Raw genomic sequence first — 16,039 nt, forward strand, 5'->3', positions numbered from 1 at the left:
AGGAGCTACGATGAAACGTTCATTTATATATATAGCATGTTTTCTGCTGTTATCACTGGCGCAACTATCCTGTGATGACTTTTTACGTGAGAAACCGAGAGACCGCATCTTTGAGGAAGAAGCATATAAAAACTTGTCCGACTTGTATCTCAATGCAGTCGCCTCATTGTACAACAATATTGGCGGATACAGTGACAGCCAGGGCTTGCAGGGCACCGGACGCGGTATCTACGATCTGAATACCTTCACTACCGATGAGGCTATAATGCCCACCCGGGGTGGCGACTGGTATGATGGTGGTTTCTGGCAGGGGCTTTATCTGCACAATTGGGGTGTCAATAATGATGCTATACAAGCCACCTGGGAATATTTGTATAAAGTGATAGGTTTAAGTAATAAATCGCTGGAAAGAATAGCGCAGTATGCCGGGACGCACAACGACAGGGAGTTAGTGGCCTATGAAGCAGAGGTGCGAGCATTACGTGCCCTGTATTACTATCATCTGGTAGATTTGTTTGGAAATGTTCCGTTGGTATTGTCTTCTTCTATGCCGGTGAAAGAAGTGAAACAGTCCACCCGCCAGGAGGTTTATGATTTTGTTGTACGCGAGTTACAGCAGTCGGCTCCCGAACTGAGCACTGCCCATAGCAATCTGCCCGGTACTTATTATGGACACATTACCCGCCCCGTTGCCCATTTCCTTTTGGCTAAACTGGCTCTGAATGCAGAGGTATATACCGATAATGACTGGACGGACGGCATACGCCCGGATGGCAGAAACATCTATTTTAATGTAGGTGGTGAAGAGCTTAATGCCTGGCAGACCGTTGAGGCTTATTGTGATTCTGTCACGAAGTCCGGTTACCGGCTTGAAGAGGATTATACCACCAACTTTGCCGTATTCAACGAATCATCGGCCGAGAATATCTTTATTATACCGATGAATAAGAACCTGTACACCAACCAGATGCAATATCTCTTCCGTTCGCGTCACTACAACCATGCCAAGGCATATGGCTTGAGTGGAGAGAATGGTTCAAGTGCCACCATTGAGGTTCTGAAAACCTTTGCTTATGGCACTCCTCAGGTTGATCCCCGTTTTGACAAGTGCTACTTTGCCGGCATTGTTTATGACTTGAAAGGAAACGTCGTGAGGCTGGACGACGGTACGATACTTGAATACCTACCCTGGGAGGTGGCTTTGGATATATCCAATGAGCCTTATGAGAAGACAGCAGGAGCCCGTATGAAGAAGTACGAAGTAGATGATACGGGCACGAAAGACGGTAAACTGATGGAGAATGATATTGTGCTTTATCGCTATGCCGACGTGCTGCTGATGAAGAGTGAAGCAAAAGTCCGCAACGGAGAGAACGGTGATGAAGAGTTGAACCGGGTACGTTCCCGTGTGGCTGCTCCTTACCGGGAAGCTACCTTGAATACCCTTCTTGATGAGCGCCAACTGGAATTTGCCTGGGAAGGCTGGAGGCGACAGGATCTTGTGAGGTTTGGATTATTCACCCGTCCGTATAGCAGCCGGCCACAGTTGGCTGGCGAAGCGAGTGGGTATACTACGGTATTCCCCATACCGGATAAGGTGAGGCGTATGAATCCGAATCTGGTTCAGAATCCGGGGTATAAATAAGGATATAACGTATTCTGGAGTAAGAATAGCTACCTGTCGGTACATTTTCTAATGTTAACAGGCAGCTGTTTTTTTATCTGTATATATCAACAGAACGTTGTTGGGTGGTAGAAAAGATGTTAATAAACATATGCCGAAAATGTAAAAAAAAAGCATAAATAGTTGTTTGCTAGCTTTGTTTTCGTAATTTTACAATTTCCTTTTTCCCTTTGTTCTCAATGAACTCGTAACAAGAGCACTGACTTAACTTAATAGAAGATATGAAAAATTGTACTTTGTTATTCCTTTTGTTTTTTATGATAACACCAGGCTGCTTAGCTCAGCAGTTATCAAAAGAGGCTTCACAGCCCCGATCTGGTGATGTGCTTTATAAGATACAACAAGACTATACTACTTCCGGAGCAAAAGGCTCAGGAATAGTATGGGATTTCCGTACACAAAAAGCAGATAATGACACCTATAGAGTTGGTTATACCGGTAAGATTGATTCTGTACTTTGTCTATCAGAATCCCGTACACAATACAAGTACCGGCTTTCCACTGATTCGTTGCTTCTTATAGGCTATGAGAATGCCAATGCCCGGGTAAACAACAGGTTCCCGATGATTGCCCTGCGCTATCCATTTGCCTATGGCGATTCTATCGGCTCTTATTTCTATGGTGAAGGGAGTTATAGCCATTCTTTAGGCATCTCTTCCTACGGTTTTTCTTCCGTTGTGGCCGATGGATTAGGGTGTTTGCTACTTCCCGGTACGGATACTTTGCGGCAAGTTCTTCGTGTTCGTCGTGATCAGTATATAGGGCAGACCTACTATGCCAATAGGCATTCTACTCCCTGTATTGACAGTATTCCTCATTTATCCGATACTATACAGGTATGGTTGCAACGAGACCCTGCTACCTGGCATGTTGTCCATTGCCAGTGGTATGCTCCCGGCTATCGTTATCCGGTATTCGAAACCTTTGAAAATTCTATATATAAGTCCGGTATTTTACACAAACACTTCAATACCTCCTTTTATTATCCCCTTACAGAACAGCAATATCTGAAAGATGATCCGGAAAACCGTGCTATTCGTGAACAGTTAGCGGTCGTTGCAGAAAAAACTCCCGGACAGGATTCGGAAAACAATCCTTCCGTATCAGGACCTGGGTACAGGCCTTTTCTGTTGGATTATACGTTGGTTCCCGGGAAACAATTGACACTGAACTATCAAATGAATGAACCGGTACAGTTGGAGGTGATTCTTACTACAGTTTCGGGTATTGTTATCCACTATCAGTCTCCTCACATAGTTTCTGCGGGGGGGTATTCTGAGAAAATAGATGTTTCGCAGAGCGGAGACAAAGAGTTTATTCTTAGTACTATTGTAAATGGAAAGCAAGAGTCCCGAAAAATAATGTAATAGTGACCTTAAAACTAATTATGTATGAAGATAATAACAATATTTATTTCTGCACTTTTGTACTGTTGTCTTTTGGGAGCACAAAAAGGGCAATCGTTATTTAAAGATATTACTCCTTCTCCCAATTCGTGTGCATTAGCGCAATATGTTGACTATCCGGTATCTCTGTATACCGGAACTCCTTCCATCAATATTCCTATTCATACGATTGAAACAGGGCCTTATAGCTTTCCGATAAATCTTAGTTACCACGCTTCGGGTATCCGGGTTGCACAAGAAGCTACTTGGGTGGGATTGGGCTGGTGCTTGAATGCCGGCGGTGTGATAACACGTACAATCCGGGGGAAAGATGATCTTGGTACCGGATATTATTATAATGAGACGGATATTCCTGATGTAGTGGATGGTTCGGTAGATTCGGAGTATATAAGAATGTCTTATGAATATGGTACTGCTTTTATTTTCCCCAGATTATCGCGGGATGCCGAACCGGATGTATTTTATTATAACTTTGGTGGATATACAGGCCGTTTTTATTGTAAATTGGGAGGGCATAAACTGCAACAGGAGAATCCGGGAAGCGGGTTTATCTATTCTAATCCGGAAGATAATCTGAAGATCGAGGAGATTGAACTACAAGGAACGACTACTTTTATCGGATTTCGAGTAACTGTTCCTGATGGCACCAGTTACTGTTTCGTGCAACCGGAGATAAAATATTCTCGTTCATATACAGAGTCGAATGCCAGTATGTCAAGTATTGAAGGTAATTTTGAACAAGGTGATATAGATCCCAGTAATCCGGCAGATAATCATGTGACGGCTTGGTATCTGAAAGATATCTACTATCCAAATGGCGACCGGATAACTTTTGAATATGATGAAGAGTTGAATGCTTATGTGTCTCCGGTGAGTGTATCGCAACATATATATACAATATTGGCACAAGATGGAAAGAAACTTCCGTATGATACATTTACTCCCAAGGCTACTTACTCTGCTGACCTGACTGTAGAATATCCTCGTCTGAGGCGTATTAGCTGGAAAAACGGGCATATTGATTTTGTTGCAAGCCAAGATAAAAGAGAAGATGTACGTTCTTTGTATTATTATAAACATAACGCTGATTGGGGTAATCATTTCCCAGCTCGTGCATTGCAGGAGATTAAAATTTGTGGCTCAGATAAAGAACCTCAGCCTTTGAGTAAGTACTACTTTCATACCTCCTATTTTACTTCATCAGATTCGTGCAAGAATTACCTGTCGCTTCGGCTGAGACTGGATTCTATAACTGTAACCGGGACAGAGGCACGTAGTGTTATGTATCGCATGGAGTATGACACAACCCATCTTCTTCCTCGTAAGAATAGTTTTTCCTGTGATCATTGGGGATATTACAACGGTATAAAGAACAATTGCCTTTATCCTTCGATAATTACGGATCGGGATTATGAGGGTTTTGCACATAATATCATTATTCCAAAAGGAACTCATTTGCCTGGTGCCAATCGCGGCACACTGCCCGATTATGTAACTTCTTGCATGTTAACGGCCTTTGAAACACCCGAGGGTGGGCGTACTGAGTTCACTTACGAACCAAAAGCCATTGATGGAGAAAAAGTAAAAATACCTTTGTCTGATGAAGGTACCTGGAAGGAAACATTACGGTTTGTAAAGCCTGCCAGTGAGCATTTGAAAACCAGCCGGTTTTATATGCCGTTTGACGGATATGTGGATTATGATTTCATGTATGCCGGTAATGAATTTCACGCAGAGGAAGAGAAGGGAACTATTATTTTTGGCTTTCGTGATCGCAGGCATACAGCAAAAGATATAAATTGGGATGACCGGTCAATCCGGGGGCGTAAAGTTTACCTGACAGAAGGCATTTACACTTTTGACATGCAGTCAAATACTACTGTTGTGGAAGAAACGGCAACCCTAAAGTTATATAAGGTTCCTTATTATAAAGGGTTGCCTCTTGCCGGTGGAGTTCGTATAGCTCAGATCAAGTCACCGTCAACTCTCCGGAAATACCAATATATGAATGATAATTGGAAAAGTTCTGGCATTCAGATACGTAACCCTTTATACGCTGTCCGTGAAGTCTCTCTTTGCTATGATGCCGCATCTGCCTATCCCGATCATTATTATGTGGCTGGTAGTACGATTGTATTGAACCGCTCTTCCGGTTCTGTTAATCCAATGGAAAGTCCAACAGCCGGAGTAGCGGTTGGTTATAGCCAGGTCAGTGTATTGACAGATACATTGCGGGAAGACTTTTATTATTATAACAAGAAAGAGAGGGAGGGAGCAGTTCCCGGATTTCCGGGAGAGTTTATTTTTAAAAATGGTAAATTGCGTCGGCATTGTATCTATGAAAATGAAAGAATGACGAAAGCAACTTACTATGCTTATCTGGAACGGGAGGTCATGAGACTAAAGGCCCTTCGGGAGGATCCGGGTAATCTCTTTGTTATTTCGAAGTATCATATTCCGATCACATTCTGTGCTTTATCTCATCAGTATGATTCAATTATTGATATTCACGGAACTACTCCGGTTGTTCGTAATTCGATGAATAGTTATCTATACAACACAACCAACTTCCAGCCTCGGACTATAACTAAAAAAGTAACAGAACGGAATCTGAATGAAACTCATGAGATATTTTATTCTGTTGATTTTAAAGACCGTTCACCTTATAAAGAGATGTGTGAGAAGAATTTAGTCTGTACACCTGTTGAAGAGAATTTTCGTAAAGGGGCACAAAATCGATTAGTTCGGAAAACACTCCATACATACAAGAAGAATAATAAGAATAGTCAGTTTGTTCCGGAAGCCGATTATATTTATTATCAACCATTTGGTAAGGAAGAACCTTTTTCTTTATATGGCGATATGAGCTTGTTTGGAAAAGCGGAAACTACCTATGCAGACTATGACCCTCAGAGTAATTGCACCTCTATACAAAGCCGGATGGGGCAGACGGCTGTTTATGTGTGGGGATATAAGTCACAATATCCTATTGCACAAATTTTTAATGCGACTATAGAAGAGGTAAAAGCGCAAGGAATTGATGTTGACGTTATCGGGCGTTCCGATGAACCGACTCAGGCACAGTGGCAGGCTTTGCATGCCCTTCGCACTAAACTTCCACGTGCGGAAGTTATTATAATGACTTATCGTCCGTCAGTGGGCATCACTTCAAAGACAGATGGACGGGGTATCACCACTTATTATGGATATGATGATATGGGACGCCTGAACTGTATACGGGATAATGACCATAACATCATTCAAACAAATCACCTTAAAATGGCTACTGAAAAATGAAACGCACATTAATTATATATAGTCTTTGCTTGCTGCTTGTCCATGTTGGAGTACGCATTTGCGCTCAGGAGAATAGTATCACTTCTCACATTTTGCGTGAGCCGGTTCAGGAGTTGTCAGCAGTTAATGAAAACAACTCCCTCACTACTATTGAGTATTATGATTCTGCCGGCCGGTTAATTCAAAAGCTTCAGAAAGGGATTAGTCCTGATAAAGGGGATTTGGCAAACTATATCGTTTATAATACGGTTGGTCAGAAATCACAAGAGTATCTTCCGTTTCCTTTTTCCGGTAATAACGGGGCTTTTGTTTCTCATGCAAATTTTGAGTCTTCAGGTAGTGCATGGTCTCATGATTATTGTTATGAACCTGTTATCGGAGGGCAGCTGCGAGAAGTTTCGGGGCTTCATTTAGGTGGTAAAAATGTTACTTATAAGTATCGGCTGAGTACTTCTGCTATACCGGAGTTGAATGCTTTTGAATTCAGAATGCAAGGGCCCACTACACTTGAAAAACGTATAGCAGCGACAGGGGCCTATCAGGTTACCTGGGAAACGGATGAGGATGGCCATCAAACTTTGCTTTTTGTGGATAATGACGAACGTACAGTGTTGAAGCGTCAAATAGGAGAAGACGGATATCATGATACTTATTCTGTATACGATAATTATGATCGTCTTTGTTGTGTTCTTCCCCCTGCTGCTGTAGACGGATACACCTCTTTCAACAATCAAAGTCTGTCTGAAGGGAATTATCTTGATTTATATGCCTATTTTTATATCTATGATGATGATAACCAGTGTGTGGAAGTGAAATATCCGGGTGCAGACTGGATCTATACAGTATATGATGGAGATCATCGCCCGATTCTGATACAAGATGCTAACAGGAGAGTAAAAGGTGAATGGAGTTTCATTAAATATGACGGGCTTGGGCGGGCCGTTGTAGAGGGGACGGTCAAAGATAGCCGTAGCCGTGAAGAACTGGCAGCACTCTACCGGGATGTACTGATACGCGAAAATTACAGGGGCGCTTCCGGTTCATGCATGGGTTATTCCGACAATGTGAAGCTGGGGCAGGGAGGATATACATTCATTTGTGTTCGGTATTATGATACCTATGATTTTACAGAACTTACCGCAGAGTGGCCCTCTGTCGACATTTCCACTTCCGTTTCTGCAAAAGGATTGCAGACAGGGGTGTTTGAATCTGTATTGAATCTTCCGGATAAAGGGCGGTATACAGTCAGTCGGTATGATGATAAAGCGCGGTTACTTACTCAGTCTTCAAAAGAAACATTATCCGGCAACAGCCTGTCTACAGATTATAATTACAACTTTCAGGGAGCATTGATACAGAGTGAATCGCATTATGACAATCGTTACTCTTTGAAATCGAATTATATCTATGACCATGCCGAACGTGAAAAAAGCAGTACCTATGCTTTAGGATATGGAGCGACTCGGCATACTTCTCCTTTGCGTACATTTAATTATGACTCTTATGGACGTGTTATTGAAAAGCAATTGCAGGGTGATAAAGTTGCAGTGATGTATAATTACCAGAATGATGGGACTCTATATAATATTATCAGTACGAGCCGGTTTAATGAAACTCTTTATTATGGGAATTCTATGTTGCCCTATCAACTCTCTCGTTGCTACAATGGTAATATAGCCGATATCTCTATTAGTCAGGATGGCCGTTCTTATTTTTATCATTTTGATTATGACGAATTCAATCGTTTGACTTCAGGTATGATGTATGGGATGAGTGGTAGCCGTTTAAAGAATGATGAGTTCTATAGTTATGATAAGATGGGTAATATCACATCTTTATATCGTTTGGAGGAAGCAGGAACTGTAAATGGTCTGGATATTCATTATCGGGGTAATCAGCTATTGAAGGTGACCGATGACAACAAAAGTTTTCATGGCACTTATGATTTCGCCATTTATCCCGATCTTGCTGATAGTGAACAAGAGTATTATTATGATGGTAATGGCAATGAAACTGCTAATCTTGATAAGAATATTGTGGCAGTACGCTATAATATTCTTAATCTACCGGATACGGTACAATTTGGTGATGGCAACCGTATCGTAAATTATTATCTGTCAAGTGGTATCAAGTTGGGCAGTATTTCCCGTACTTATACCACTCCGCTCTCCGTACCCTTGGATAAGATAACCAATAGTACCGATCCTTTTGTAGAAACTAAAGAGTGGCGTAATGGAGAAATGTATTACAAAGGTGATGTTGCGGAACGGATAGATATTCAGGATGGTTATTTGCAATTATGTGTAAATAAAACATCCGGTAATTTGGATTCTCTTAAATCTTATGCGTATGTTTGCGATCATTTGGGTAGTGTCCGCCAGGTTTGCGATGCTGTGACAGGCAATGTAGTCCAGAGTTTAGAGTATTACCCGTCCGGATTGATCTTTCGTAGCACGAACTATGATCTTCAACCTGATAAGTATACGGGCAAGGAGTTGATTTCCATGCATGGTCTGAATCAATATTATTCAAAGGCACGCATGCAAGAGTTTCAGATCCCTCATTTTACAACCCGGGATCCGTTGTGCGAGAAATATTATGATCTAAGTCCGTATGGATACTGTGCGGGGAATCCGATGATATATGTGGATCCGGATGGACGATTTATTGGAACTGCCATAGGAACGGTTTTTGGAGGACTAAAAGGTGCATATGAAGCCCATAAAAATGGTACGGATGTTTGGGCAGGGGCTGCGGAAGGAATGGTAGCTGGCGCTATAACCGGTGCGGCTGTAGATCTGGCTGTTGCAGCTACGGTTGCTACAGGAGGTGGAGCTTTAGTCGTAATTGGAGTAGGTGCTGCTGCAGGAACAGTTGGTGGAGCTACAGGGGCAATTGCGGGAGATGTTACGGGACAGGTAGTATCAGCAATAAGAAAAGATAATACTCTTTCTCAAGCAGTAAGTAATGTTTCGACGAATAATTTTGCAGATAAGGCTAAAGGTGGAGCCATAAGTGGGGCTATAAATGGTTTAAGTGGTGGATTGTTAGGGGTAATGGGAAAAGCAGCTACTTCATCTGCACAAGTTATTCAAGGAACTATGTCCAAAAACATAACAACAACGGCTACTATATTAACTGAACAAGGTGCCACTCAAGGAACTGTAAATACAGCCGTAAATGGCATAACACAAGGGATGGGTACTGTAGTCGCTAATACAACAAAATCAATGATAAAAGTGGAAGCTGTGACATCAGTAGTAACTGAAGTTTCAACAAAATTAGTAGAAGAAAATTTAAAAAATGGAGGGCGTTAAAATGAAACTTTTTATGAAGTTAGTGTTTAGTATTGGTTTTTTGTTTTTAGGAGGAGGTTTTTTACTTGCTTTTTTACAATATATAGCATACAATGGTTTTGGTGATATTTTTGAATATGTTAAGCCGGAGTATCTTGAAACGCGTGTTGAAATAGATTCTATCACAGAAACTAAAACGATCATCTATAAATACACTGTAGATAAAAAAAACTATGAATCAAAGCAGTCTATTTATATATCAAAAATTGCTGCTCGTGATTTTTATGAAAACAATGTGTATTATAATAAACAAATACCTTGCTTGAGTTATATTGGAAAGAAAGAATTAAAATTAAAAAGTACTAAAATAGATATGTGCATTACCGGTTTTTTCTTTTTGTTTATTTTTCTGATATATAAGTATGCCGACATGGATAAATGGATTGGAGTCTATACAAGAGGAGAATACAAGAGTAGCAGACCAAAGAAGGAGTAGTTTCTTTTAATAAGATCCCTCATTTTACAACCCGGGATCCGTTGTGCGAGAAACATTATGATCTAAGTCCGTATGGATACTGCGCAGGGAATCCGATGAGGTATGTGGATCCGGATGGAAAAGACCTTTGGGATTTTTGTTAGATTTTGGCTCTTCTATTTGGGGAAATTTATTTTTGAGAGTTTCTAATGAGCCTGTTAACAACTTGATATCGAATGCTAATGATATAATGTAGGTCGTGATGGGGATGTTATTAGTATAGGGATGGGGTAATAGAGGCTGCGATTGGAGGTGGTACGGCAGGAGGAGGTACTGTAGCAACTGTAGGGTCAGTAGGAACGGCATCACCAATAACAGTTCCTGTTACAGCAGCAGGAGTTCGATTGATAGTGCATGGAGCTGCAGTGGCAGGAAAAACTGTTGTGAGTTTGATGTCACAAGATAGGCGAGTTTTCTCAAAACGAAGTAGAAGGGAGTGATATCTCTTCAGACAATGGGGTAACAGAATTCACTGTACAGAGGAAAGGGAAAGGCCGCGATGGTGCCACATCAAAACATATAATAGAAAAAGATTCACAAGGAGTACAATATCAAAAACACATCAGGTGAATGATAAAAATGGGAATGTAATTCATCAACATCAAGATTTTGTTCCTCAAAACCGTCCTCAGGGAGAAAAGGCCACGATGAGACAATTCCCAGATGAATGGGTCAAATATCCTAAAATAGAGAAAAAATGAAACAATCAGAGCGTATTGTAATAGAAGAATCTATTCTAAAAGTAACTAATGAGTTGTTACAAGAGTGGAGAGGAAAATTTAAGAAATTTTCTGTTTATAGTGATTTCTCTTTTGTTAGTAGAACAGGGAGTGAAGCTACTTATTTCTCAGAGATAGAGGTGAACTACTGGCATAAAGACGGTGCTTTTATCGATTTTTTTTCTATTATTATATTTATCCAGGGTGAGCAAGTTTTAAATATTGATGAAGCACGATCCTATGTTGAAGAAGAAATACAAAATTGTTATGATAGATATATTCATAATATCAACTTGAAACAGGGTTGATATCTGTTGGTATGAGTACCGATCCTTTTGTAGAAACTAAAGAGTGGCGTAATGGAGAAATGCACTACAAAGGTGATGTTGCGGAACGGATAGATATTCAGGATGGTTATTTGCAATTATGTGTAAATAAAACATCCGGCAATTTGGATTCTCTTAAATCTTATGCGTATGTTTGCGATCATTTGGGTAGTGTCCGCCAGGTTTGCGATGCTGCGACAGGCAATGTAGTCCAGAGTTTAGAGTATTACCCGTCCGGATTGATCTTTCGTAGCACGAACTATGATCTTCAACCAGATAAATATACGGGTAAGGAATTGATTTCTATGTATGGTCTGAATCAATATTATAAAATTTGAAAGATGAAGAAAGATATTTGTTATGGAATAATATTGTTCTTTATAATAAGATCAATTTTGGGATTTACTGAGTTAATCGGGTATGAAATAATTGTGAATTTTGTTCATAATATTTATATAGCTCCGTCTTTATTGGCAATTGTTGCATTTACTTTATTAGTAACATGCTTTCGCGTAAAGAAACTTCCTTATATACGGTTCTGGATTATCCCTTTGATACTTTTCATTAATTTACTATCTGCATATTTAAATTATTCAAAAGAATTAATTGAAATTTATTCAGAAGTAGAAAGAGCATTATTATTCTCTCTAATGACTGGCATTCGAGAAATATCACTTATACTTCTTGTTATTATTGCTTATGTAAAATATTATCGATTAAAATAGTATTGCACTATAAATTTGATGTAGAAATAGAAAATGATTACTTTACAATAATAATATTCTTAGATAGAAAAGTAGTAATTCTTATTTATAGAAATACGTATTTAATTGCACGTTAATTACGTTTTTAACTCTCTGTTAAAATGCATAGTTTGGACTAATAAAGTACGTACTTTTTTAATGATTGATAATCAATATGTTTGGGGTGAAAGAACCACTTTGTCATAATAGGATTTGATAGTTCTTTGAGGAAGATAAAAAACGCAGGATAACGCTAATTTTCATAAACAAATCCTATACTCTACAGTAAAATGAATTATATGAAAATTTGCATTAGCCTGCGTTTGAATAATATGAAACAAACACTAATGTGCTTAATCAAAGAAGCTCTTGAACTTCTTAAAAATCTTTTCCTTCACAGAAGTATTGGGCTTGAAATTATCAGAAGTATCCAGTTTTTCAAGTGTACTCTTTTCTTCTTTTGTTAATGCTTCGGGCACGTAGACACTTACATTTACCAGTAAATCTCCTGTACCATATCCATTAACACTTGGTAAGCCTTTGCCACGCAAACGAAGCACTTTACCCGGCTGTGTACCCGCATCAATCTTTACTTTTACCTTTCCGTCGATGGTAGGTATCTCAACAGCTCCTCCCAAGGCTGCTGCCGGGAAACTGAGAAGTAAGTTGTATACCAAATCATTTTCATCACGGAGCAGGCTTTCGTGTGGCTCTTCTTCAACCAGGATGAGTAAATCACCCGGTACACCGTTATGTTTTCCGGCATTACCTTTTCCACTCATGGAGAGTTGCATGCCTTCTGCTACGCCGGCCGGAATCTTAACGGTTACCACTTCTTCTCCGTATACGATACCGTCACCGCTACACTCCTTACACTTGTTCTTAATGATTTTACCTTCACCATTACAAGTGGGGCAGGTGGTGCGGGTCTGCATCGTACCCAAAATAGTCTGTTGGTTACGAATTACCGATCCGCTACCTTTACAGGTCGGACAAGTCTCAGAACCACCGTTACCTTCTGCACCCGTTCCATGACAGTGCGTACAAGGCACATACTTTTTCAGCTTGAACTTCTTTTCTACTCCGGTAGAGATTTCTTTCAGCGTCAGTTTTACTTTCACACGAAGATCAGAGCCACGATAGCGTCTCTGTTGCTGACTGCCTCCGCCTCCAAAACCACTGAAGCCTCCGAAACCGCCGCCTCCGCGACCTCCGAAGATATCGCCGAACATGGAGAAAATATCGTCCATAGACATACCTCCACCGAAGCCGCCAAACGGACCACCATTTCCGGCAGCACCACCCATACCTGCATGACCGAACTGATCATAACGGGCACGTTTGTCCTCGTTGCTCAGCACGTCATATGCTTCGGCTGCTTCTTTAAACTTTTCTTCCGCCTCCTTGTCGCCCGGGTTCTTGTCCGGGTGATACTGAATGGCTTTTTTACGATACGCTTTTTTTATTTCTTCTGCTGTTGCGGTTTTCGATACCTCCAGCACTTCATAGTAGTCTCTCTTTTCCATATATATTTTATTCTCCAACTACCACTTTGGCGTGGCGCAGTACTTTATCGTTCAGTGTGTATCCGGTCTGTACACAATCCAGAATTTTTCCTTTCTGTTTTTCAGACGGTGCGGGAATCACTGCGATGGCTTCGTGGTAATCTGTATCCAGAGGCTTATCTTTGGTTTCGATTACTTTTACGCCATTTTGTCCTAATACAGAAATGAATTTGTTATAGATAAGTTCCACACCTTCTTTAACGGCTGCTACGTCTGTTGCTTTATCCATCATTTGGATAGCGCGTTCCAGATCGTCAACCACAGGCAGGATACTACTCAGGCTCTTTTCACCTCCATTCAAGATCAGTTCAGCTTTTTCTTTTACCGTACGTTTACGGTAATTGTCGAATTCGGCAGAGAGGCGCAGATATTTATCTTTCTGATCTTCAATGGTTGCATCAGCTTCTTTCAACTGCTTTTCCAGCTCTTCTTCTTTGGTCAGGGGAGCTGCTTCCTCCGTATTTTCTGTATCCTGCAACTGTTCGTCTGCAAGGTTTTCAGCGTTCAACTCTTGTTCTTTAGCTGTTTCTTTTTCTTTAGGATTCATATCTTTATCTTTTTTGTTCTTAATAAATGGATTCAATTTCATGTCAATAGGACGTTACAATGTAACTGCCTCCCAGCAAAAACTCTGCCAATCTGCTAAACATGTCAAAAAACGCTGCAAAGGTAATGCTTTTCTGTCAGATTGACACATGCTGCATAGCATGTAATTCATTAAAAATGTCTATCTTTGCAACCTGTTTGTGAATTACAGACATTTCAATCGTAAATTGTAAATAGTTAAAATCGTAAATATAAAAGATGATTACAGTTTCAAACGTTTCGGTACAGTTTGGTAAAAGAGTATTGTTTAATGATGTAAATTTGAAGTTTACAAGTGGGAATTGTTATGGTATTATTGGTGCCAATGGTGCAGGTAAGTCCACTTTCCTTCGCACAATTTATGGCGATCTTGATCCGACTACCGGAAATATAACATTAGGTCCGGGCGAACGTCTGTCAGTGTTGAGCCAGGACCACTTTAAGTGGGATGCTTTCACGGTAATGGATACTGTGATGATGGGACATACTGTGTTGTGGGACATCATGAAGCAACGCGAAGAGTTGTATGCCAAGGAAGACTTTACCGATGAAGACGGGTTGAAGGTTTCCGAGCTGGAAGAGAAATTTGCTGAGCTTGACGGCTGGAATGCCGAGAGTGATGCTGCCATGTTGCTCAGTGGCTTGGGAGTTAAAGAAAACAAACATTATGTGTTGATGGGTGAGCTGAGTGGTAAAGAGAAGGTACGTGTGATGTTGGCGCAAGCACTTTATGGTAATCCGGACAACTTGCTACTGGACGAGCCTACCAATGACCTCGATATGGAGACAGTGACATGGCTTGAAGAATATCTGTCAAACTTTGAACATACCGTATTGGTGGTGAGCCATGACCGTCACTTCCTTGACTCAGTATGTACACACACGGTTGATATCGACTACGGAAAAATCAATATGTTTGCCGGTAACTACAGTTTCTGGTATGAATCCAGTCAGTTGGCTCTCCGTCAGCAACAGAACCAGAAAGCAAAGGCTGAGGAGAAGAAGAAAGAACTGGAAGAATTTATCCGCCGGTTCAGCGCCAATGTAGCTAAGAGCAAGCAGACTACTAGCCGTAAAAAGATGTTGGAGAAACTGAATGTAGAAGAGATTAAACCTTCTTCACGTAAGTATCCGGGCATTATCTTCACACCCGAACGTGAACCGGGCAATCAGATTCTTGAGGTTTCAGGTTTGAGTAAGAAGACCGAAGAGGGCGTAGTGCTGTTCAATGACGTGAACTTTAACGTTGAGAAGGGAGATAAGATCGTGTTTATCTCACGCAATCCACGCGCCATGACGGCTTTCTTTGAAATAATCAATGGCAATATGAAGCCGGATGCCGGACACTTCAATTGGGGAGTGACGATTACTACCGCTTATTTGCCGTTGGATAATACGGAGTTCTTTAACACTGACCTCAATCTGGTAGATTGGCTGGGGCAGTATGGTGAAGGGAATGAAGTATATATGAAAGGATTCCTGGGACGTATGCTTTTCTCTGGAGAAGAAGTTTTGAAAAAGGTAAGTGTACTTTCGGGTGGTGAAAAGATGCGTTGTATGATTGCGCGTATGCAGCTTCGCAATGCAAACTGTCTGATCTTAGATACGCCGACTAATCACCTCGATCTGGAATCTATTCAGGCATTCAATAACAACCTGAAAACATATAAAGGTAATATCCTGTTCTCTTCACATGACCACGAATTTATTCAGACTGTGGCAAATCGTGTGATCGAACTGACTCCGAACGGCATCATTGACAAGATGATGGAATATGATGAATATATTACTTCCGATCATATTAAGGAGTTGAGAGCTAAGATGTACGGCGATAAATAAAAAAAGATCCTTTTTATATTAGACGCAGGCAGTATAGGAATTTA

11 protein-coding genes are annotated in these 16,039 nt (G+C 40.7%); 9 read left to right on the plus strand and 2 right to left on the minus strand.

Going from position 1 to position 16,039, the window contains the following annotated elements; all coding sequences use genetic code 11:
* Positions 1–10 precede the first annotated feature (10 nt).
* The 8 genes from QX565_RS20290 (at position 11) to QX565_RS20325 (ending at position 11,988) form a co-directional block, all read left to right on the plus strand.
* A complete protein-coding gene (locus tag QX565_RS20290; RefSeq protein WP_025867924.1) occupies positions 11–1,645 on the plus strand; it encodes a RagB/SusD family nutrient uptake outer membrane protein in 1,635 nt (544 codons plus the stop codon).
* Between the two features lie 260 nt (positions 1,646–1,905).
* On the plus strand, positions 1,906–3,051 hold the full coding sequence (locus QX565_RS20295; RefSeq protein WP_289294166.1) for a hypothetical protein: 1,146 nt from the start codon (positions 1,906–1,908) through the stop codon (positions 3,049–3,051).
* Positions 3,052–3,075: 24 nt separating this feature from the next.
* Complete coding sequence (locus tag QX565_RS20300) at positions 3,076–6,387, plus strand: hypothetical protein (protein WP_289294167.1); 3,312 nt, start codon at positions 3,076–3,078, stop codon at positions 6,385–6,387.
* Positions 6,384–9,704: a DUF6443 domain-containing protein gene (locus tag QX565_RS20305; protein ID WP_289294168.1), complete on the plus strand. Its 3,321-nt coding sequence runs from the start codon at positions 6,384–6,386 to the stop codon at positions 9,702–9,704. The genes QX565_RS20300 and QX565_RS20305 overlap by 4 nt, the downstream gene beginning before the upstream one ends.
* A 13-nt stretch (positions 9,705–9,717) precedes the next feature.
* A complete protein-coding gene (locus QX565_RS20310; RefSeq protein ID WP_289294170.1) occupies positions 9,718–10,179 on the plus strand; it encodes a hypothetical protein in 462 nt (153 codons plus the stop codon).
* A 736-nt stretch (positions 10,180–10,915) separates the two neighbouring features.
* Complete coding sequence (locus QX565_RS20315) at positions 10,916–11,245, plus strand: hypothetical protein (RefSeq protein WP_289294172.1); 330 nt, start codon at positions 10,916–10,918, stop codon at positions 11,243–11,245.
* 11 nt (positions 11,246–11,256) lie between these two features.
* Positions 11,257–11,601, plus strand: coding sequence for a hypothetical protein (locus tag QX565_RS20320; RefSeq protein ID WP_289294174.1), 345 nt, complete (start codon positions 11,257–11,259; stop codon positions 11,599–11,601).
* A gap of 3 nt (positions 11,602–11,604) precedes the next feature.
* Positions 11,605–11,988 (plus strand): hypothetical protein, encoded by a 384-nt coding sequence (locus tag QX565_RS20325; RefSeq protein ID WP_025867928.1) that lies wholly within the window; start codon positions 11,605–11,607, stop codon positions 11,986–11,988.
* 371 nt (positions 11,989–12,359) lie between these two features.
* Here the strand turns inward: QX565_RS20325 and dnaJ are convergent, their stop codons facing one another.
* Complete coding sequence (gene dnaJ, locus QX565_RS20330; protein ID WP_221649042.1) at positions 12,360–13,532, minus strand: molecular chaperone DnaJ; 1,173 nt, start codon at positions 13,530–13,532, stop codon at positions 12,360–12,362.
* Between the two features lie 7 nt (positions 13,533–13,539).
* The gene (locus QX565_RS20335; RefSeq protein WP_085929647.1) at positions 13,540–14,118 is read right to left on the minus strand and encodes a nucleotide exchange factor GrpE; all 579 of its coding nucleotides are present in this window, start codon (positions 14,116–14,118) and stop codon (positions 13,540–13,542) included.
* A 257-nt stretch (positions 14,119–14,375) separates the two neighbouring features.
* Between QX565_RS20335 and QX565_RS20340 the strand changes: the two genes are divergently transcribed.
* Complete coding sequence (locus tag QX565_RS20340; protein ID WP_289294177.1) at positions 14,376–15,995, plus strand: ABC-F family ATP-binding cassette domain-containing protein; 1,620 nt, start codon at positions 14,376–14,378, stop codon at positions 15,993–15,995.
* Positions 15,996–16,039 lie beyond the last annotated feature (44 nt).

It is taken from the genome of Bacteroides sp. 41_26 (assembly GCF_949740115.1).
GTDB lineage: Bacteria > Bacteroidota > Bacteroidia > Bacteroidales > Bacteroidaceae > Bacteroides > Bacteroides nordii.

What these genes read in the sequence shown, in the direction of transcription:
- QX565_RS20320 (WP_289294174.1), top strand. Translation starts at nt 11,257, where the DNA reads ATGAGTACCGATCCTTTTGTAGAAACTAAAGAGTGGCGTAATGGAGAA.
- QX565_RS20305 (WP_289294168.1), top strand. Translation starts at nt 6,384, where the DNA reads ATGAAACGCACATTAATTATATATAGTCTTTGCTTGCTGCTTGTCCAT.
- dnaJ (WP_221649042.1), bottom strand. Translation starts at nt 13,532, where the DNA reads ATGGAAAAGAGAGACTACTATGAAGTGCTGGAGGTATCGAAAACCGCA.
- QX565_RS20300 (WP_289294167.1), top strand. Translation starts at nt 3,076, where the DNA reads ATGAAGATAATAACAATATTTATTTCTGCACTTTTGTACTGTTGTCTT.
- QX565_RS20290 (WP_025867924.1), top strand. Translation starts at nt 11, where the DNA reads ATGAAACGTTCATTTATATATATAGCATGTTTTCTGCTGTTATCACTG.
- QX565_RS20340 (WP_289294177.1), top strand. Translation starts at nt 14,376, where the DNA reads ATGATTACAGTTTCAAACGTTTCGGTACAGTTTGGTAAAAGAGTATTG.
- QX565_RS20310 (WP_289294170.1), top strand. Translation starts at nt 9,718, where the DNA reads ATGAAGTTAGTGTTTAGTATTGGTTTTTTGTTTTTAGGAGGAGGTTTT.
- QX565_RS20295 (WP_289294166.1), top strand. Translation starts at nt 1,906, where the DNA reads ATGAAAAATTGTACTTTGTTATTCCTTTTGTTTTTTATGATAACACCA.
- QX565_RS20315 (WP_289294172.1), top strand. Translation starts at nt 10,916, where the DNA reads ATGAAACAATCAGAGCGTATTGTAATAGAAGAATCTATTCTAAAAGTA.
- QX565_RS20335 (WP_085929647.1), bottom strand. Translation starts at nt 14,118, where the DNA reads ATGAATCCTAAAGAAAAAGAAACAGCTAAAGAACAAGAGTTGAACGCT.
- QX565_RS20325 (WP_025867928.1), top strand. Translation starts at nt 11,605, where the DNA reads ATGAAGAAAGATATTTGTTATGGAATAATATTGTTCTTTATAATAAGA.